A 17,873-nucleotide genomic window follows, 5' to 3' on the forward strand; every position below is an offset into this window, starting at 1 on the left:
TCGCGCACCGCCGGGCCGTTTCAGGCGTGAACGGTGGCGTCGATGCCACAGCACGCATCGTAGAATGGTCCATACCAGGCGCAAGATCGCGCGCTACCGTTGGATCTCGATGAAGAAGCTGCTGGCGCGGTTGCGCATTGACCCCTTCACCCTCGCGCTGCTGTGCACGGTCGCACTGGCCTCGTTTCTCCCGGTCTCGGGTACGGCTGCTGCGGTCATGGACGATGTCACCGACGTGGCGATCGCGGCGCTGTTCTTCCTGCACGGCGCGCGGCTGTCGCGCGAAGCGGTCAAGGCCGGCGCGTTGCACTGGCGCCTGCATCTGGTGATTCTGGGCTGCACCTTCGTCCTGTTCCCGTTACTTGGGCTGTTGTTCAAACCACTGGCGCATCTGGTACTGACGCCGGAGCTGTATGTCGGCGTGCTGTTCCTGTGCGCGCTGCCGTCCACGGTGCAGTCCTCGATCGCGTTCACATCGATGGCGCGCGGCAATGTGCCGGCTGCGGTCTGCGCGGCTTCGCTTTCCAGCCTGCTGGGCGTGTTTTTCACCCCGTTGCTGATGGGCGCACTGGTCGGCAGCCAAGGCGCGATGGCGCATCCGGCCGAGGCGATCGGCAAGATCCTGCTGCAATTGCTGGTGCCGTTTCTGGCCGGCCATTTCATGCGTCCGTGGATCGGCGGCTGGGTCGAACGCCATCGCGCCGTGCTGCGTTACACCGATCAAGGCACCATTCTGCTGGTGGTCTATACCGCCTTCAGCGCATCGGTGAACGAAGGGCTGTGGCAGAAGACGCCGCTGCCTGCGCTGCTGGCGGTACTCGGCGCTGCAGCGTTGTTGTTGGCCATGGCGATGCTTTCGATCACCTGCATCGCGCGGCGCCTGCACTTCAGCCGCGCCGATGAAATCGCCATCGTCTTCTGCGGCTCGAAGAAGAGTTTGGCCACTGGCGTGCCGATGGCCAAGGTGATGTTTGCCGGCGGCGGGCTGGGCGCGATCGTGTTGCCGATCATGTTGTATCACCAGCTGCAGCTGATCGTCTGCGCCGTTGTGGCCGCACGTTATGCGCGCGGTGCCTCGGGCCAGCCGCAAGGCGCAACCGAGCGCCATTGACGATGCGCCGCGCCAGCGCCTGCCCGCTGCGCATTGCGTAACAGCAGTTCGCATCGCCGCAAATCCGGGTTGTAAGCAGATGTACAACGGTTATGACGCACTCCGGCCCTGGTCCGCCAGCGGCCGCTAGAGTGCGTGATCGACCTCCTGCCGCCCCACGGTGATTTGCCATGACGCTGTCGCTGCGACGCCCTTCCCCATCCTTGATCGCGCTGCTGGCAGTGCTGGCTGCGCTGGCCGCCTGCAACAAACCAGCACCGCCTGCGGCGCCCCCACAGCCCAAGACAGCGTCCACGCCGACAGCCGCTGCCGGCATCGCCTGGCGCGAGGGCGATGTGGAAGACGCTTTTGCCGAAGCCAAGGACAGCGGCAAGCCGATCCTGTTGTATTGGGGCGCAGCCTGGTGCCCGCCCTGCAATCGCCTCAAGGCCACGCTGTTCAAGGATCCGGCCTTCATCGCGCGCACCCAGCAATTTGTCGCCGTGCACCTGGACGGCGATTCCGAAGGCGCGCAGGCCTGGGGCGAGCGCTTCGGGGTCAAGGGCTATCCCACCATCATCGTGCTGCGCTCGGATCACAGCGAAATCACCCGGCTGGCAGGCGATGCCGATAACGCACGCCTGGCTGAGGTGTTGCGGGTTGCGGCCAAGAGCACCAGCACCGCCCAGCAACTGCTCGACAAGGCGCTGCACACGCCGCAACAGCTCAGCGCGGACGACTGGGCCGTGCTCGGCAACTATGCCTGGGGCACCGACGACCGGCTGGTCAAACCCGATGACGCCGCCGACGTGCTCACCCGGCTCTCGGCATCGGCGCCACAGCCGGCACTGCAACGCAGCTTCGCCCTGGCCGCCATCAGTGCCGCCAAACACCCGCCGGCTGCCAGCAGCGCAAATCGCACGCTGCTGGAAACAGTGTTGGCCGACCCGGCAGAAGTGCGCGCCAATCTCGGCACGCTGAACTATGTGCCGGCGCGCCTGGTCACCGCCGCCAGCAATGAAGCCGGCGTGCGCAGCGCGCTCTCCAACGCACTGAATCAGGCCTTGGACAAGGTCTACGCCGATCCTTCATTGCCGATTTCCGACCGGCTTGGCACCGCGTATGCGCGCATCCAGCTGGCACGCCTGGCACAAGGCCAGCCCACCGAAACCGAAGCCGAAGGCCCGCAACCGCCGCTGCCGAAAGACGTGGTGGAGGTCGTGCACCAGCGCGTGCAGTGGGCCACCGACACGGCCAAGACCGACGAGGAGCGCCAATCCACCATCAGCACGGCCGCCGCGTTGCTGAGCGAGGTCGGCGATCGCAGCGCGGCAGAGCAATTGCTGCTGGCCGAGTTGTCGCGCAGCAAGACCCCGTACTACTACATGCCCGAGTTGGCCGATCTGGCCGAACAACGCGGCGACAAGAAGACCGCCCTGTTGTGGCTCAAACGGGCCTACGACAGCGCGCAGGGCCCCGCCACACGCGTGCAGTGGGGCGTGATGTACGTAGATGGGCTGATCCGGCTCAGCCCGGACGATACTGCCGGCATCGAGAGCGCCGCCGCCCAGGTGATTGGCGAGTTGGCCGGTCAACCGGATGGTTACCGGCAACGTACCCGTCAGCGCTTCACCACCCTCGGCACCGCACTGAAGACCTGGAGCAAGCAGCACCGCCGCGAAGGCAGCGCAGTGCTGGCACGTCTGCAACAGAAAATGCAGTCCAGCTGCAACAGCAAAACTACCAGCGAGTGCGCCAGTTGGCTGAGTTGAGTCGTCACAGCTCTGCCGTGTGCTGGCAACGCGTGATGATCAGAAGCTTGCAAGCCGCAAACCGCGGCGCCTGCTGACGTGGACGCCGCTGGTGACCTCGACGCGCCGCACGCGGCGCCTCATCCGGCGATCTTTCGCCACGCGCCGCAGGCGCTGCAGGCGCGCTATAGACGTGATCCATCCATACGCTGGTGCGACGCAGTCAGTGGCGGCAGACCACACCGCGTTGCCGCTCGTATCAGCGCAGCGACTAGCGCACCCACGGCAGCAGCAGATGGTCGACCATCAGGAAGGCGAACAACGCCATCAGGTACACGATGGAGTACCCGAACATCTTCATCGAAAACAGTTCGTCCGGCGGGTTCAGCATGCGCCACGCGTACCAGAGGAACACCGCATTGAGCACGGCTGCGCCGCCCAGGTAGAACATCCCGCTCATGCCCACCGCCACCGGCGCCAAGGTCACGATCGCCAGCAATACGGTGTAGACCAGGATCTGCTTGCGCGTATGCGGCACACCATGGGTTACCGGCAACATCGGGATGGCCGCCTTGGCGTAATCGGCGCGACGAAAGATTGCCAGCGCCCAGAAATGCGGCGGCGTCCAGATGAAGATGATCAGCACCAGCAACGAGGCATTGATCCAGTCGGCGCTGGTCGGCAGCCCGGTCACCGCGGCCCAGCCCAGCATCGGCGGCGTGGCGCCGGCCAGGCCGCCGATCACGATGTTCTGGGAGGTCGCGCGCTTCAGGTAGACGGTGTAGATCACCGCATACCCGATCAGCGAGGCGAAGGTCAGCACGGCGGTGATGACATTCACCCACACCACCAGAATGGTCATGGAGATCACGATCAGCACGCCGGCGAACACCAGCACCTGCCAGGGCCGCACCTTGCCCACCACCAATGGGCGCCATGAGGTGCGCGCCATCTGTGCGTCGATCTTGGCATCAAGCAATTGGTTGATCGCCGCCGCCGCCGAGGCGGCCAGCCAGATGCCCAGGAAGCCCAGCGCGCCGGTGCGCACCTGCAGCCAGGTCGGCATGTCGGGAATAGCCAGGAACATCCCCACCAAGGCGGTGAACACGATCAGTGCCACCACCTTGGGTTTGGTCAGATCCCAATAATCGCGTGCGCTGACAGCCATGCTCACTCCGGCGCGCGCAGCCGCGCCAGCAGCGAGACCAGCACGAACAACAACGCCACCGCCCCGCCGTTATGCATGAGCGAGACCTCCAGCGGCAGCGCCAGCTTCACGTTGAGCATGCCCAGGGTCACCTGCACGGCCACCAGCAGCGCCAATGCGCCGGCCCACACCCGCATGCCCGGCGAGCGCGACAAGCGCCAGGCCAGCCACCATAAGTACAGCGCGGTCGCAATTGCCCATAGCCGGTGCGCCATCTGGATCGCGATACGTGCCGCACCGTCCAGCACGCCGCCTTCGTAATCCACCCCGATGCCGCGCCATAGCGTGAAACCTTCACGGAAATCGTGCGGCGGCCACCACTGGCTGACGCAGCGCGGGAAGTTGTCGGCCGACCAGCTGCCGCCGCCGCACGCCAGCGCGGCGTAGTTGGCGCTGACCCAGCCACCGAGCGCGATCTGCAGACCCAGCACCGCCACGCCCAGGCGCAGCAGCCACTTCAAGCGCGATGCATCGGCCAGGGTGATCGGCAGATGCGTCGCACGCCAGGCCATCCACACCAGCAGCGAGAACATCAGCATACCGCCCAGCAAGTGCCCCATCACCACGATCGGCTTGAGCAGCAACGTCACCGTACACATGCCCAGCAAGGCCTGGAAGATCACCACCGCCAGCGTCAGCACCGCTGCGCGCGCCAGATCGATGTTGCTCCAGCGCAATGCCGCCAGCAGCAGGATGGCCTCGCCGGTGATCGCCATGCCGAACGCCGTGGCGTGCCAGCCGGACATGTAGAGCGGGATCGACAACGCCACCAGCACCGCAGCCGACACCACCTGGGCAATGCCCATGCGACGGCGACGCACCGCCAGCAACGACAACACCAACACTTCCACGCCCAACGCACCGGCCAGGAAACGGTGAACCTGTTCGCGCCAGGCCTTGTGCGATTCCAGCGGGCGGATCTTGCTGGCCACGTGCGTATTGGCTTCGTCGCTGGTCTGCGGCCAGGTCACACGGCCGTAGCAGGTGGGCCAGTCCGGGCAGCTCATGCCGGCATCGGACAACCGCACGAACGACCCGAACAGGATCGTGCTCGCAGTGAACAGCGCGGCCAGCCAGGCCATGCGATGGAAGTGACGGAACAACGCCGGTGGCGCAAACAGGTTCATCGAAACGGGCTCACATCAGTTTCAGCAGCTTGACCAGATCCGACCGCAGGCCGGCCGGGTCGAAGCCGGGGGCATACCGCAGGATCACAAAGCCATTGGGGTCGATCACATACACCGGCACGCCGGCCGCATCGGTGCCGCGCGGCAATGCCTGGCGCAAGGGGGCATCGTCGCGTAGCACGCGCAATGCGGGCATCGGCGGCAGCCCCGCCGGCGGCGCACCGATCCACAGTACCTCCACCTTGTCGGCACGATGCCCGAGCAGTTGCCATACCTTGTCCAGCTCTGCGGCCAAGGCCACGCACTGCTGCGTGCAATCGGCCGGCGGCGCCACTGCAATGCGCCAGATGCGCTCGCTCGGCGCCCAGGCATAGGGCTGCCCGTTCGCACGTACCGGCACCAGCGCCCGCAGATCCGCGGGCGGCTTCAGCAGTTCGCCGTTGTTGCGCATGGAAGCCGGCTGCCATCCGGAGAAGCGCAGCACGCCGGCCAGCAACATCGAGCCGAAGAACAGCACCGCCAGGGCAATCAGCATCCTGCGGCCGCGTTTGACCGAATGCGGCGTGGCCGATGTGGAGGAGGTCATGACAGCGATTTTCTCATGCCGCAGGCGTCAGTGCCTGCGGCTGCGGCGGCGCGCACGCCATGTCAGCAGCGTTGCGGTCGCCAGGACCGCAGCGGCCAGCCCGAACCATTGCACCGCATAACCCAAGTGCCGCGCGGGCGGCAGGGTGTTTGGCAGCATGTCCAGATCGCGTGTGTAGCCAACCGGCAGTGCAGGGTCCAGGCGCAAGACCTGCGACGAAATGTCGCGCCTGCCAAGCGGGCTGCGTAGGACCTGCAGATCCAGTCGGGTGGCCAGCCAGGTCTGCGCCGCAGCCCCCGGCGCCAGCGCCGGCCCGATCGCCAATCCCGCCGACGGCGGTGCGCTCAAGAGACCCTGCACCGTCTGCACGCCTTTCAGCGCAACGATGCCGGGCAGCTGCCGATCGGCCGGTAATGGCAGCCAGCCCAGATCCACCAGCACGCCTGTCGATACGCCTTCTGGCGCTGCCAGCTGATACACGCGCACGCCGGCACGTCCGTCATGCAGCTGATTGTCCAGCAAGACCAGTTGCGGCAAGAAACGAACGCTTCCACGCACCCATGCCAACTCATTCGGCGTCGCCAGCGCCTGCCCCAAGGGCAGCGTGGTGTCTCGCACATGTGCGGCACGGTCCAGCAAGGCTTGCTTGCTATGCATCCGCTGCAGTTGCCAATGCCCAAGCGCCGCAAAACCCGCGCTCACCAGCAGCGCCAAGCACCAGCCAAACACCGCCGTGTGCTTGCGCGTCATGACAAGCGACGCAAAAAGGCGTGCAATGCCATCACCACGCCGACTGCACCCGGGGCTGTTGTGAACGATTCGCTCAAGACGCTGCTGATTGTCGCCTTCCTGATCGTGATCTTATGGAACCTGGGCGCCGGCCTCTACTACCTGCTGACCGACCGCGGCCAGACCAAGCGCACCGTCAACGCCCTGACCTGGCGCATCGGCCTATCGGTGGCGTTGATCGCCATCGTGATCCTCGGCATCTATACCGGCTGGATCAAGCCGCATGGGCTCGGCCGCTGAGGAGCCGGGAAAGGGGAATTGGGAGTAGGGAATCGTAAAAGTCAAAAGCAGGCTCGCTCTGGCGATTCCCGACTCCCGATTCTCAAAGGACATACACGAACAAAAACAGCGCCAGCCACACCACGTCGACGAAGTGCCAGTACCACGCAGCCGCTTCGAAAGCGAAGTGATTGTCGCGGCTGAAGTGCCCTTTCGCCGCGCGCAGCCACATCACTGCCAACATGATCGTGCCCAGCAGCACGTGCATGCCGTGGAAGCCGGTCAGCATGAAGAACGTCGAACCGTAGATGCCCGAGCCCAGCGTGAGATTGAGCTCGGTATAGGCGTGGATGTATTCCTCGGCCTGCAAGAACAGGAACACGCAACCCAGCAGCACGGTCAACCCCAGCCATAACAAGAGCGCGCCACGGCGCCCGCCCTTGAGTGCGTGGTGGGCGATGGTCAAGGTCACGCCGGAGCTGAGCAGGATCAGCGTATTGATCAGCGGCAGGCCCCAGGCCGGGATGGTCTGGAACTGCCCACCGATCGTGCCCGGGCCATTGGTCGGCCAGGCAGCGGAATAGCCATTCCACAGCAGTTCGTTGGTCATCACGCCGTCGCCTTCCCCGCCCAGCCAGGGCAGCGTCAGCACACGCGTGTAGAACAGCGCACCGAAGAACGCGCAGAAGAACATCACCTCGGAGAAGATGAACCACACCATCCCCATGCGGAACGAGCCATCCACCTGGCGGTTGTAATGCCCGGCATTGGATTCGCGGATGACATCGCCAAACCACATGAACAACGTCGCCAGCAGCATCGCCACGCCGGCGAAGAAGGTCCAGCGCCCCCATGCGGCGTCGTTGAGCCAGCTGGCCACGCCGATCATCATCACGAACATCGCAATCGACCCGACAAAGGGCCATTTGCTCTGGCTCGGGACGAAATACGCGTCTGCGTTGGGACTGTGATCGGCCATGGCGTTGCTTCCGTGTCGTGGTGCGTGTGGATGAAGAATCAGGGTGCGGCGCGCGGCGCGGCAGACGTGCCGCCGCCCTGCAGTTCCGAGGTCAGCGCGTCGTTGCGATAGAACGTATAGGACAAGGTAATCGTGGTGACTTCCGGCGGCAGTGCGGGGTCGACGATGAAACGCAGCGGCATGTCGCGCGTTTCGCCGGCTTGCAAGGTCTGCGCGGTAAAGCAGAAGCACTCGGTTTTGTTGAAGTAGCCCGACGCACGTGCAGGGGCAACCGAGGGCACCGCACTGCCCACCACCGCACGCGCGCCATCGTTGCGCGCGAAATACAGCGCCTCGTTGAGCTCGCCCGGCACCACATCCATCGTCATCTGTTCGGGATGGAAGGTCCACGGCAGTTTGGAATTGACCCCGCCATCGAACTCCACGCGCACCGTGCGCTTGCCGGCGGCAGGTGGCGCGCCCGCGTTTGCGCGCGTGCTGCCAGGCGCACGCTCCATGCGGATGCCAAACACTTTCTCGCAGGCGATGCGGTAGAGCGGCACCAGGGAAAACGTCAGCACAAACACGCCCAGCACCACGCCCAGCAGCTTGAACAAGCCGGCGGTTGGTGCATGTGCGGGCGCGCGTGCACTCACCGCCCGATGACTCCCGAGGCGATGAAGCCTGCATAGATCAGCAACGCGATGATGCCGACCGTGATTGCGGTACGGCGTACCGCACGGCGCTGCTGCGCCTGCCGTTCCGCAGCAGAGAGCAAACGCGTCACCGCCGGCTCCGAGGCGGACTCAGTGGCCGATGTCTTCATGCGCAAGATCTCCAGGCTTGATCACCGGCGGCACGGTGAAGGTATGCGCCGGGGCAGGTGACGGCACCGTCCATTCCAGGCCCTTGGCACCTTCCCAGGAACGCGCCTGTGCCCGCGCGCCACTCCGCAACGAGGACAGCAGGATCGCGGCCATCAGGAACGGCGTGACGAACATGCCGAACGCACCGATCGAACTGACCAGATTCCAGTCGGCGAACACCACGTTGTAGTCGGGAATGCGCCGCGGCATGCCGGCCAAGCCGAGGAAGTGCTGCGGGAAAAACAGCAGGTTGACGAATACCATCGTCCACCAGAAGTGCACCTTGGCCCAGTTCTCGTTGTACATCCGCCCGGTCCACTTGGGCCACCAGTAGTACACCGCCGCAATCAGCGCGAACACCGCACCGGTCACCAGCACGTAGTGGAAATGGGCCACCACGAAGTAGGTGTCGTGATACTGGAAATCCGCTGGCACGATCGCCAGCATCAAGCCGGAAAAACCACCGATGCTGAAGAGGATCACGAACGCCACGGCCCACAACATCGGCGATTCGAAGGTCAGCGAGCCTTTCCACATCGTGCTGACCCAGTTGAACACCTTCACCCCGGTCGGGATGGAGATCAGCATGGTGGCGAACATGAAATAGATTTCGCCACCGAGCGGCATGCCCACGGTGAACATGTGGTGCGCCCAGACGATAAAGCTCAGGAACGCGATCGCTGCGATGGCGTACACCATCGCCTGATAACCGAACAGCGGCTTGCGGCTGAAGGTCGGGATGATTTCGCTGACCACGCCGAACGCCGGCAAGATCATGATGTACACCTCCGGGTGCCCGAAGAACCAGAAGATGTGCTGGTACATCACCGGGTCGCCGCCGCCGGCCGCGTTGAAGAAACTGGTGCCGAAGAACTTGTCGGTCAGCAACATCGTCACTGCGCCGGCCAGCACCGGCATCACCGCGATCAGCAGGAACGCGGTGATCAGCCAGGCCCAACAGAAGATCGGCATCTTCAGCAGATCGATGCCTGGCGCGCGCATGTTGAGAACGGTGGCGATGATGTTGATCGCGCCCATGATCGAACTGACGCCGGCCACATGGATCGCAAACACACTGAAGGCGACGTTGTACCCGCCCTGCAGCGACAGCGGGGGGTACAGCGTCCAGCCACCGGCTGGCGCGCCACCCGGCAGGAACAGCGTCAGCAGCAGCAGGGTAAAGGCGACCGGCAGCAACCAGAACGACCAGTTGTTCATGCGCGGCAATGCCATGTCCGGTGCACCGATCTGCAACGGGATCATCCAGTTGGCCAAGCCGACGAAAGCCGGCATCACACCGCCGAAGATCATCACCAGTGCATGCACGGTGGTCATCTGGTTGAAGAATTCCGGTTTGACGAACTGCAAGCCTGGCTGCATCAATTCGGCGCGAATCACGACGCTCATCGCCGCGCCGATGATGAACATCACGAAGGAGAACAGCAGGTACAGCGTGCCGATGTCCTTGTGATTGGTCGAAAAGAACCAGCGCTCGACGAAACCGGGCTGGTGGTGTCCGTGGTGATCGACTGCGGTATGCGCCATGACGGAACGACCTCTGCGAAGCGAGCGGTTGCGGGCGATTAGAGAGCGGCGGTCGGTGCTGCGGCCTGGGCCGGTACCGCGGCAGGCGCGGCGTCACCTGCCGGAGCGGCCGGAGCGGCCGGTGCACTGGCCGGCGTCGGTGCGGCGGCTGGCGCCGCAGGCGCCGCAGGCGCCGCTCCCGGCGCCGTGCCTGACGCACGACGACGCGACGCCAGCCAGCGCTGGAAGTCAGCCTTGGGCAGCGCCTCCACCACGATCGGCATGAAGCCATGATCCTTGCCGCACAACTCGGCGCACTGCCCGCGATACACGCCCGGTTGCTCGATGTTGGTCCAGGCTTCGTTGACGATGCCGGGAATCGCATCTTGCTTCCATCCCAGCGCCGGCACCCACCAGGCATGGATCACATCGTCGGCAGTAATCACGAAGCGGATCTTGGTATTGACCGGCAGCACCAGGCGGTTGTCGACATCCAGCAGATAATGCGGCTGCGAGGCCGCGGTGGGGCGCTCGCCGCTTTGGCGGATGCGATCGGATTCGCGTGCCAGGCGACTGGTGAATTCCACGCCCTGGCCCAGATATTCGTATTTCCACATCCACTGATAGCCGGTCACCTTGACCGTCATTTCCGATTCGCGGGTGTCGTACATCGCGATCAGTTTCGCCGTCGCCGGCCACGCCATCGCGATCAGCACCAGGACCGGAATCACCGTCCACAGCACTTCCGCGGTGGTGTTGTGACTGAATTGCGCGGCCACCGCGCCCTTGGACTTGCGGAACTTGAACATCGCATAGCCCATCGCCGAAAACACCAGCGCGCCAATCGCCACGCACACCCACAGCGCCACCATGTGCGCCTCGTAGGCCATGCGCGCGGTCTGGGTCACCCCGCGCCCCATGTTGAGCTGCCATTCCTTTGGATCGGCCGATTGCGCCCAGGCCACCGGCGCGCTCAACAGCGCCGCCATCGCCAGGCCTACTTGTGTGCAGGTGTTGATCGACTTCCAGCTGCTGCGTTGCGTCATTGCCTAGACCCTTACGTCATCGGTGACGGCCATTGGCGGCCGCGAGCAAGCGTTTGAGCGTCGTTGCCAGTTCCACACGTTCGGCCGGCCCGAGAAAACTTCCGATCTCGATCTGCTTGCCGCTGCTGACCAGCAACACCCTGTCATCGCGTTCTATGCAAAGCCGCACCCAGTGCGGATGTGCCTGAAACGCTGGTGGCGCATGCCCGGACGGAAACACCTCGACAACGGCCTCCCCCACCCGGATCGCTTCTTCGCGCTCGCCACTTCGCCACAACTGCCGTAGCGCCAGCGCCACCACACCACTGTGTACCAGGGCAAAAACCGGCGCGAACGCATTGCCGGTCCACCACCCCAGGCCTGCAAATAACCACATCGTTCCCGCTAACACTGCGAACAGCTGCACGAATTGCTTGGCCGACAGTGCCCGCGGAGGCCGCAACCGCAGCTGCGTCCCAACCCCTCCGGACATCAACGGCAGCACTTCGATCATAAACAGCACGCAGCGCACTGCGGGAATAGCCCGATGGTAGACCCGCGCCAACGCATGCGGCAAGCATTTCCGGCGATCAAAAATTTGCTGCAGTGCAGCTAAAAGTGCGTCTAAATCAATCACTTCCAAGTCTCACGACGATCGTCGTGCCGACACCCCGCACCGCGCACCTGCGCCGGCGGCATGCACAAAACGGCGGGAAAGCCGCCGCTTCCACACAAGTGCGCGAGCCGTTTGGCTCACTAGAATGAGCACGGAATCCAAGGCACCTTTCGCATGAACGCTCAGCTCGACCCGCTTGCCTCCACCTCAGTTGCGCGCCCGCTGCTGGCGCCCGAACTGCCCGCCGCACCTGGCGCTTTGCGTGCCGCCATCACCGCGGCCTGGCTCAAGGACGAAACCGAGCACGTGCGTGAATTGCTCGACCAGGCACGCCTGCCTGTCGCTGAGCAAGCCAACGTGCAGGCGATCGCTGCCGATCTGGTTACCCGTGTGCGGGCGCGTTCGCAGGACCAGGGCGCCATCGAAGCCTTCATGCGCCAATACGACCTGGGCAGCGAAGAAGGCGTGCTGCTGATGTGCGTGGCCGAGGCGCTGTTGCGCATTCCCGACCAGGACACTGCCGACAAGCTGATCCGCGACAAGCTTGGCGATGCGGATTGGAAGAAGCATATGGGCGGCAGCGATTCGGTGCTGGTCAACGCTTCCACCTGGGGCCTGATGCTGACCGGTCAGTTGGTGCAGCTCAACGACCTCACCCGCGCCGATGTGCCGGGCGCCTTCAAGCGCCTGATCGGCCGCGTCGGCGAGCCGGTCATTCGCCTGGCCGTGCGCCAGGCCATGAAGATCATGGGCCATCAGTTCGTCATGGGCCGCACCATCGGCGAGGCGCTGTCGCGTTCGCGCAAGGGCGACAACGCCAACTACCGTTATTCGTTCGACATGCTTGGCGAAGGCGCGCTCACCATGAAGGATGCGCAGCGCTATCTGCAGGCGTATCGGGATGCGATTCATGCGATCGGCCGCAGCGGTAGCTTCGTCGGTACCGATGTATTTGCCGCGCCCAGCATCTCGATCAAGTTGTCGGCGCTGTATCCGCGTTACGAGCATGCCAAGCGCGCCCGCGTGATGGCAGAGCTGGTGCCGGGCGTGCTGGAACTTGCGCAGTTGGCCAAGTCGTACGGCATCGGCTACACCGTCGACGCCGAAGAAGCCGACCGGCTGGAACTGTCGCTGGACATCATCGAGGCCACCTTCTCCGACCCGTCATTGGATGGCTGGGAAGGCTATGGCCTGGCCGTGCAGGCCTATCAAAAACGCACGCCGTACACGATCGATTTTCTTGCCGATCTGGCGCGCCGTGTCGGACGACGTATTCCGGTGCGCCTGGTCAAAGGCGCGTACTGGGACGCAGAGATCAAGCGCGCGCAGATCGAAGGGCATCCCGGCTACCCGGTGTTTACGCGCAAGCAGAACACCGACGTGTCGTACCTGGCATGCGCACGTCGCATGTTCGCGCACAGCGACGCGCTCTACCCGATGTTCGCCACGCACAACGCGCAGACCATTGCGGCAGTCCGTGCGATTGCGGCAGGCAAGACCTACGAGCACCAGAAACTGCACGGCATGGGCGATGACCTGTATGCCGAAGTGATTCCTGCCGATCGTCTCGATCTGCCATGCCGCGTCTATGCACCGGTCGGCTCGCACGAAGATCTGCTGCCGTATCTGGTGCGCCGTTTGCTCGAAAACGGCGCCAATTCCAGCTTCGTCAATCGCATCACCGACGAGGATGTCGCCATCGAAGACCTCATCCGCGACCCGGTCGAGGCTGTGACGTCATTTACTTCCATCCCGCATCCCAAGATTCCACTGCCAGCCGATTTGCTGCGTAGCCAGAACCAGAACAGGAAAAACTCCATGGGCGCCAATCTCGCCAACGACAACGATCTGCGCCAGCTGGCCGAGCAACTCAACGCCGCGATCAAACCGTGGAAGGCCACGCCCCTGGTGCCTGGTGCGCTGATCAGCACGCCCAGCCAAGCGGTGTTGAATCCGGCAGATCGCCGCGAGACGGTTGGACAGTGGCACCCGGCCGATCCGGACACCGTCCAGAAGTCGCTGGCCAGCGCTGTGGCCGCGCAGCCGGCCTGGAACCGCACACCTGCAGCGAGCCGCGCCACTATCCTGGAACATGCAGCTGATCTGCTCGAAACGCGCATGTCCGAGTTCATGGCGATCTGCGTCAAGGAAGCCGGCAAGACGCTGCCCGACGCAGTGGCCGAAGTCCGCGAGGCCGTCGATTTCCTGCGCTATTACGCCGGCCAGGCGCGTGCGCAGTTCGGTGCCCCGGAGCGCCTGCCTGGACCGACCGGCGAATCCAACGAGCTGCAGCTGCACGGGCGTGGCGTCTTTGTCTGCATCAGTCCGTGGAACTTCCCGTTGGCGATCTTCCTCGGTCAGGTCGCCGCAGCGCTGGCGGCCGGCAACACGGTCATCGCCAAACCGGCCGAGCAGACCAACCTGATCGGCTTTGCAGCGGTCAAGCTGCTGCACGAAGCCGGCGTACCGGAAGCGGCTGTGCAGTTCCTGCCAGGTGATGGCGCTACCGTTGGTGCTGCGCTGACCAACGACCCGCGCGTTGCCGGCGTTGCATTCACCGGTTCTACCGAAACCGCACGCATCATCAACCGCACCCTGGCCGCACGCGATGCTGCCATCGGCGTCTTGATCGCCGAAACCGGCGGCCAGAACGCCTTCATCGCTGACTCGTCCTCGCTGCCCGAAGCGGTGGTCAAAGACGCCATTTCCAGTGCCTTCATCTCGGCCGGGCAGCGCTGCTCCGCGGCGCGCGTCCTGTTCGTCCAGGACGACATCGCCGACAAGGTCATGACGATGCTGGCCGGTGCGATGGGTGAGTTGAAGATCGGCGATCCGGGCCTGCCATCGACCGACGTTGGCCCTGTCATCGATGCCGATGCCCTCAAGATTCTCGACGATCACGCTGCACGCATGGATCGGCAAGCGCGTCTGATCGGCAGCACCGCCCTGGACGGTAGCACCGCACACGGCAGCTTTTTCGCTCCACGCGCCTATGAGCTGACATCGCTGTCCCAGCTGCAGCGTGAAATCTTCGGGCCGGTGCTGCACGTGATTCGCTGGAAAGCCGACCAGCTCGATGCCGTCATCGAGCAGATCAACGCGACCGGTTACGGCCTCACGTTGGGTGTCCATTCGCGTATCGATGAGACAATCGACCGCATCACCTCGCGCGTGGCGGTAGGCAACGTCTACGTCAATCGCAACCAGATCGGCGCCGTGGTCGGCGTACAACCGTTCGGCGGCCAGGGCCTGTCCGGCACCGGCCCCAAGGCCGGCGGCCCGCATTACCTGCTGCGTTTCGCGACCGAGAAGGTCGTCACCGTCAACACCACCGCGGCAGGCGGCAACGCCTCGCTATTGACCTTGGGTGACTAATGCCGGCCAGCAGATGCCGGCGTCTGCACGCTGCTCGGTTCGTCATTACCGATTGCAGCCAGATGTACTGTCAGCACAACAACAAAAACCCCGCTCATGCGGGGTTTTTGTTGGCTGGCGCAGCTTTTCAGATTGTCAGTCGTGGTGGATATCCCAACGATCCAGAGCATCGGTCACAGCGCGGCGAACAAGGGGCGGGCGTTCGTGGCGCACTTCGCCAGCTATTCGAATCGACGGCTCCCAAGCGGGCGCCCTGATGGCGTACATCGCTGGATTCGATCCAAGAGTTATCGGACACCTTCACCGCGCGTCGTGTTACCACTGGTGCCTTGCATCTGGTCTCATCAAAGATGTGGGAAACATCGCAGATGCCGTGATCGATCTGCTTTAGGCCGTCCTTTGTGTCAGGGATATGCGGGCAAGGACGTCGGCCAAGCGAGGCTGTCATGGGCAATGTCTGTTATCAGCTACAGCAACTGCCGCACCGTGCGTCTGGCATTGGCCAGGCAGGTTGACGCCCAGAGAGGCGGAGCGCGCCCCTTTTCCAAGGGATTTGCGAGTGCTGCGTTACAAGGCTTCGTGCCAACACCCGTGCGGGACACTTGGCGTGGCTCTGTTGCCGCGAGCAGGGCGATCTCGGTGCCGAGGCGCCGATCAGCAAGCGGCGCAATGCGCCAACTCCCCCCGACGCAGCCACGGCGTGGCGGGATGTGAGTCGCGTTGCGCGCAGTGCTGTCCAGCGCTGGCGCAAAAAGAAACCCTCAGTCCATTGGACTGAGGGATTCGGGGTAAAGCCCCTGGCGATGACCTACTCTCGCATGGCTTGAGCCACACTACCATCGGCGCAGCTGCGTTTCACTTCCGAGTTCGGGATGGGATCGGGTGGTTCCACAGCGCTAATTTCACCAGGGAGACGGTTGGAGCGTCGCCATCCAAAGATCGGATGAGGCGCGCGTCTCGCAGAGGTAACTTGTGACGTAGCTTGCGTTTGGTGATCTACCAACGTTCGTTGGGACCAAGGCAACTTGAGGTTATATGGTCAAGCCGCACGGATCATTAGTATCAGTTAGCTCAATACATTGCTGTACTTACACACCTGACCTATCAACCACGTAGTCTACATGGTTCCTTTAGGGGGCTTGTGCCCCGGGAAGTCTCATCTTGAGGCGCGCTTCCCGCTTAGATGCTTTCAGCGGTTATCGCTTCCGAACATAGCTACCCGGCAATGCCACTGGCGTGACAACCGGAACACCAGAGGTTCGTCCACTCCGGTCCTCTCGTACTAGGAGCAGCCCCTCTCAAACTTCCAACGCCCATGGCAGATAGGGACCGAACTGTCTCACGACGTTCTGAACCCAGCTCGCGTACCACTTTAAATGGCGAACAGCCATACCCTTGGGACCGACTACAGCCCCAGGATGTGATGAGCCGACATCGAGGTGCCAAACACCGCCGTCGATATGAACTCTTGGGCGGTATCAGCCTGTTATCCCCGGAGTACCTTTTATCCGTTGAGCGATGGCCCTTCCATACAGAACCACCGGATCACTAAGACCTACTTTCGTACCTGCTTGATCCGTCGATCTTGCAGTCAAGCACGCTTATGCCTTTGCACACAGTGCGCGATGTCCGACCGCGCTGAGCGTACCTTCGTGCTCCTCCGTTACTCTTTAGGAGGAGACCGCCCCAGTCAAACTACCCACCATACACGGTCCCTGATCCGGATAACGGACCTAGGTTAGAACGTCAAGCACGACAGGGTGGTATTTCAAGGATGGCTCCACTGCAGCTAGCGCCACAGTTTCATAGCCTCCCACCTATCCTACACAGACGAACTCAACGTTCAGTGTAAAGCTATAGTAAAGGTTCACGGGGTCTTTCCGTCTTGCCACGGGAACGCTGCATCTTCACAGCGATTTCAATTTCACTGAGTCTCGGGTGGAGACAGCGCCGCTGTCGTTACGCCATTCGTGCAGGTCGGAACTTACCCGACAAGGAATTTCGCTACCTTAGGACCGTTATAGTTACGGCCGCCGTTTACTGGGGCTTCGATCAAGAGCTTCGCCTTGCGGCTGACCCCATCAATTAACCTTCCAGCACCGGGCAGGCGTCACACCCTATACGTCCACTTTCGTGTTTGCAGAGTGCTGTGTTTTTGATAAACAGTCGCAGCGGCCTGGTTTCTGCGACCCTCTTCAGCTATAGCTCGCATGAGCCACCAAAAAGGGTGCACCTTCTCCCGAAGTTACGGTGCCATGTTGCCTAGTTCCTTCACCCGAGTTCTCTCAAGCGCCTGAGAATTCTCATCCTACCCACCTGTGTCGGTTTACGGTACGGTCTTCGTGAGCTGAAGCTTAGGAGCTTTTCCTGGAAGCGTGGTATCAGTGACTTCGCCAAAAAGGCTCGTCTCGGTGCTCGGTCTTAAAGGATCCCGGATTTGCCAAAGATCCAAACCTACCGCCTTTCCCCGGGACAACCAACGCCCGGTACACCTAACCTTCTCCGTCCCTCCATCGCACTCACGCGAGGTGCAGGAATATTAACCTGCTTCCCATCGACTACGGCTTTCGCCCTCGCCTTAGGGACCGACTAACCCTGCGTCGATTAACGTTGCGCAAGGAAACCTTGGGCTTTCGGCGTGCGGGCTTTTCACCCGCATTATCGTTACTCATGTCAGCATTCGCACTTCCGATACCTCCAGCAGACTTCTCAATCCACCTTCGCAGGCTTACGGAACGCT

Annotated in this window: 14 protein-coding genes and 2 rRNA genes (1 of these 16 only partly in view); 4 read left to right on the top strand and 12 right to left on the bottom strand. The window is 63.1% G+C overall.

The features are described 5' to 3' along the window. Window positions 1–64 precede the first annotated feature (64 nt). Window positions 65–1,111, top strand: a complete 1,047-nt coding sequence (locus AMD14_RS19970; RefSeq protein WP_005911511.1) for a bile acid:sodium symporter family protein — start codon at window positions 65–67, stop codon at window positions 1,109–1,111. A 170-nt stretch (window positions 1,112–1,281) separates the two neighbouring features. Beyond that, window positions 1,282–2,862, top strand: coding sequence for a thioredoxin family protein (locus AMD14_RS19975; RefSeq protein ID WP_011052580.1), 1,581 nt, complete (start codon window positions 1,282–1,284; stop codon window positions 2,860–2,862). A gap of 250 nt (window positions 2,863–3,112) precedes the next feature. On the opposite strand, the gene cyoE is transcribed toward AMD14_RS19975, so the two are convergent. Genes cyoE through AMD14_RS19995 form a run of 4 tightly spaced genes read right to left on the bottom strand, consistent with a single transcriptional unit; the run spans window position 3,113 to window position 6,511 of the window. Then, window positions 3,113–4,009, bottom strand: a complete 897-nt coding sequence (gene cyoE, locus AMD14_RS19980; protein WP_005923011.1) for a heme o synthase — start codon at window positions 4,007–4,009, stop codon at window positions 3,113–3,115. A 2-nt stretch (window positions 4,010–4,011) separates the two neighbouring features. Then, window positions 4,012–5,175 (bottom strand): COX15/CtaA family protein, encoded by a 1,164-nt coding sequence (locus AMD14_RS19985; protein ID WP_015463686.1) that lies wholly within the window; start codon window positions 5,173–5,175, stop codon window positions 4,012–4,014. Window positions 5,176–5,185: 10 nt separating this feature from the next. Further along, window positions 5,186–5,761: a redox-active disulfide-containing membrane protein gene (locus tag AMD14_RS19990; RefSeq protein ID WP_003484638.1), complete on the bottom strand. Its 576-nt coding sequence runs from the start codon at window positions 5,759–5,761 to the stop codon at window positions 5,186–5,188. Window positions 5,762–5,788: 27 nt separating this feature from the next. Next, complete coding sequence (locus AMD14_RS19995; RefSeq protein WP_011052582.1) at window positions 5,789–6,511, bottom strand: SURF1 family protein; 723 nt, start codon at window positions 6,509–6,511, stop codon at window positions 5,789–5,791. Between the two features lie 60 nt (window positions 6,512–6,571). Between AMD14_RS19995 and AMD14_RS20000 the strand changes: the two genes are divergently transcribed. Further along, window positions 6,572–6,790, top strand: coding sequence for a twin transmembrane helix small protein (locus tag AMD14_RS20000; protein WP_003484642.1), 219 nt, complete (start codon window positions 6,572–6,574; stop codon window positions 6,788–6,790). 82 nt (window positions 6,791–6,872) lie between these two features. Here the strand turns inward: AMD14_RS20000 and AMD14_RS20005 are convergent, their stop codons facing one another. The 6 genes from AMD14_RS20005 to AMD14_RS20025 are packed head-to-tail and all read right to left on the bottom strand — an operon-like array spanning window position 6,873 to window position 11,656. Beyond that, window positions 6,873–7,748, bottom strand: a complete 876-nt coding sequence (locus tag AMD14_RS20005) for a cytochrome c oxidase subunit 3 (RefSeq protein WP_005911522.1) — start codon at window positions 7,746–7,748, stop codon at window positions 6,873–6,875. A gap of 38 nt (window positions 7,749–7,786) precedes the next feature. Then, window positions 7,787–8,383: a cytochrome c oxidase assembly protein gene (locus AMD14_RS20010; RefSeq protein ID WP_003484651.1), complete on the bottom strand. Its 597-nt coding sequence runs from the start codon at window positions 8,381–8,383 to the stop codon at window positions 7,787–7,789. Next, the gene (locus AMD14_RS25120) at window positions 8,380–8,553 is read right to left on the bottom strand and encodes a hypothetical protein (RefSeq protein WP_003484652.1); all 174 of its coding nucleotides are present in this window, start codon (window positions 8,551–8,553) and stop codon (window positions 8,380–8,382) included. The genes AMD14_RS20010 and AMD14_RS25120 overlap by 4 nt, the downstream gene beginning before the upstream one ends. Beyond that, window positions 8,534–10,138, bottom strand: a complete 1,605-nt coding sequence (gene ctaD, locus AMD14_RS20015) for a cytochrome c oxidase subunit I (protein ID WP_011052583.1) — start codon at window positions 10,136–10,138, stop codon at window positions 8,534–8,536. The genes AMD14_RS25120 and ctaD overlap by 20 nt, the downstream gene beginning before the upstream one ends. 38 nt (window positions 10,139–10,176) lie before the next feature. After that, the gene (gene coxB, locus AMD14_RS20020) at window positions 10,177–11,163 is read right to left on the bottom strand and encodes a cytochrome c oxidase subunit II (RefSeq protein WP_011052584.1); all 987 of its coding nucleotides are present in this window, start codon (window positions 11,161–11,163) and stop codon (window positions 10,177–10,179) included. A gap of 16 nt (window positions 11,164–11,179) precedes the next feature. Continuing rightward, window positions 11,180–11,656 carry a DUF2244 domain-containing protein gene (locus AMD14_RS20025; protein WP_003484655.1) on the bottom strand — a complete coding sequence of 159 codons (477 nt, stop codon included), beginning with the start codon at window positions 11,654–11,656 and terminating at the stop codon, window positions 11,180–11,182. Window positions 11,657–11,932: 276 nt separating this feature from the next. Between AMD14_RS20025 and putA the strand changes: the two genes are divergently transcribed. Continuing rightward, complete coding sequence (gene putA, locus AMD14_RS20030) at window positions 11,933–15,133, top strand: bifunctional proline dehydrogenase/L-glutamate gamma-semialdehyde dehydrogenase PutA (protein WP_011052586.1); 3,201 nt, start codon at window positions 11,933–11,935, stop codon at window positions 15,131–15,133. Between the two features lie 795 nt (window positions 15,134–15,928). On the opposite strand, the gene rrf is transcribed toward putA, so the two are convergent. Both rrf and AMD14_RS20045 read right to left on the bottom strand, forming a co-directional pair. Beyond that, window positions 15,929–16,043 (bottom strand): 5S ribosomal RNA (gene rrf, locus AMD14_RS20040). A 125-nt stretch (window positions 16,044–16,168) separates the two neighbouring features. Then, window positions 16,169–17,873 (bottom strand): 23S ribosomal RNA (locus AMD14_RS20045) (it continues 1,176 nt past the right edge of the window).

Origin of the sequence: Xanthomonas citri pv. citri (genome assembly GCF_000961215.1) — a bacterium.
GTDB classification, from domain to species: Bacteria; Pseudomonadota; Gammaproteobacteria; order Xanthomonadales; family Xanthomonadaceae; genus Xanthomonas; species Xanthomonas cissicola.

Bases quoted from the DNA above. Each gene is read 5' to 3' on its own strand.
- AMD14_RS25120 (WP_003484652.1), bottom strand. From the start codon at position 8,553: ATGAAGACATCGGCCACTGAGTCCGCCTCGGAGCCGGCGGTGACGCGT.
- putA (WP_011052586.1), top strand. From the start codon at position 11,933: ATGAACGCTCAGCTCGACCCGCTTGCCTCCACCTCAGTTGCGCGCCCG.
- coxB (WP_011052584.1), bottom strand. From the start codon at position 11,163: ATGACGCAACGCAGCAGCTGGAAGTCGATCAACACCTGCACACAAGTA.
- AMD14_RS19995 (WP_011052582.1), bottom strand. From the start codon at position 6,511: ATGACGCGCAAGCACACGGCGGTGTTTGGCTGGTGCTTGGCGCTGCTG.
- AMD14_RS19990 (WP_003484638.1), bottom strand. From the start codon at position 5,761: ATGACCTCCTCCACATCGGCCACGCCGCATTCGGTCAAACGCGGCCGC.
- ctaD (WP_011052583.1), bottom strand. From the start codon at position 10,138: ATGGCGCATACCGCAGTCGATCACCACGGACACCACCAGCCCGGTTTC.
- AMD14_RS19985 (WP_015463686.1), bottom strand. From the start codon at position 5,175: ATGAACCTGTTTGCGCCACCGGCGTTGTTCCGTCACTTCCATCGCATG.
- AMD14_RS19975 (WP_011052580.1), top strand. From the start codon at position 1,282: ATGACGCTGTCGCTGCGACGCCCTTCCCCATCCTTGATCGCGCTGCTG.
- AMD14_RS20005 (WP_005911522.1), bottom strand. From the start codon at position 7,748: ATGGCCGATCACAGTCCCAACGCAGACGCGTATTTCGTCCCGAGCCAG.
- cyoE (WP_005923011.1), bottom strand. From the start codon at position 4,009: ATGGCTGTCAGCGCACGCGATTATTGGGATCTGACCAAACCCAAGGTG.
- AMD14_RS20025 (WP_003484655.1), bottom strand. From the start codon at position 11,656: ATGATCGAAGTGCTGCCGTTGATGTCCGGAGGGGTTGGGACGCAGCTG.
- AMD14_RS19970 (WP_005911511.1), top strand. From the start codon at position 65: ATGGTCCATACCAGGCGCAAGATCGCGCGCTACCGTTGGATCTCGATG.